Consider the following 1,295-nt stretch of genomic DNA (forward strand, 5'->3'; position numbering starts at 1 on the left):
CCGGTCACTGGAGCAGTGACGGTGGCGGTGTAAGTGACGTTGCCACCTTCGGCCGCCGAAGGCGTGGCCTTGAGCGATACGGTGGAGTTGTCGATGGTGTCGGTCACATCGGTGACGGCTGGCGCTGGATTGGTCTCCAGGTGCTCGAAATTGCCACCCTCCGCCTTGGTAATGGTGGCTTCGACCTTGCCCGCATCTTTGTAGACGTCATCGGCCGGAGCGGCGACGGTCGCTGTGCCCGAGGTAGCACCAGCAGCGATAGTGATCACTGCACCGTTGCTCAGGGTCACGGTCACTGGCGTGCCAGCGGCATTGGTCAGGGTTGCGGTGTAAACGATGGAGCCGCCTTCAGCCACGGACTCGGTCGCGCTCAGGCTCAGAGTGGTGGTGTCCGGGGTATCGGTAACCGAAGTCTCGGCTGGCTTGTCGCTAACTTCCAGCTTCTCGTAGTTACCGCCGTCCGCCTTGGTAATGGTGGTGCTCAGGGAGCTGCCGCCCGCCAACGCATCGTTTGGAGCGGTGAAATTCACGCTACCGGAGGATTCGCCCACTGGGATGGTAATGGTCTGTCCGTTAGACAGAGTCACCACCACAGGCGAGCCGGTTACCGGAGCAGTGACCGAAGCGGTGTAAACAACAATGCCACCCTCAGCCACGCTCGGCGTGGCAGTCAGGGAAACGGTGCTGGTGTCGATGGTGTCAGTGACATCAGTCACAGCTGGAGTCGGGTTGGTCTCCAGGTGCTCGAAATTGCCACCTTCAGCCTTGGTAATCGTTGCCTCGACTTTGCCGGCGTCTTTGTAGACGTCGTCAGCCGGAGCGGCGACGGTGGCAGTACCGGAAGTAGCGCCAGCGGCGATGGTGATCACCGCGCCGTTAGAGAGCGTGACAGTAACAGGTGTACCCGCAGCATTGGTCAGGGTCGCGGTGTAGACAATCGAACCACCTTCAGCCACAGACTCAGTAGCCGAGAGGCTCAGGGTGGTCGTGTCTGGTGTGTCAGTTACCGAGGTTTCAGCCGGCTTGTCGCTGACCTCCAGCTTCTCGTAGTTACCACCGTCGGCCTTGGTGATGGTGGTGCTCAGGGAACTACCGCCAGCGAGGGCATCGTTTGGTGCGGTGAAATTCACGCTGCCGGAAGACTCACCCACCGGAATGGTGATGGTCTGTCCGTTAGACAGAGTGACGACCACTGGTGAGCCAGTCACTGGTGCTGTCACCGAAGCGGTGTAAACAACAATGCCACCCTCAGCCACGCTCGGCGTGGCAGTCAGGGAAACGGTGCTGGTGTCGAT

The 1,295-nt window shown here is 60.5% G+C and carries 1 protein-coding gene; it reads right to left on the bottom strand.

Annotated features, from left to right (window positions below; translation table 11 throughout):
- A partial coding sequence (locus ACUXVH_RS31630; RefSeq protein ID WP_445496854.1) for an immunoglobulin-like domain-containing protein occupies positions 1-1,256 on the bottom strand: 1,256 nt, incomplete at its 3' end.
- Positions 1,257-1,295 lie beyond the last annotated feature (39 nt).

This window comes from Pseudomonas sp. 8(2025) (assembly GCF_052665325.1).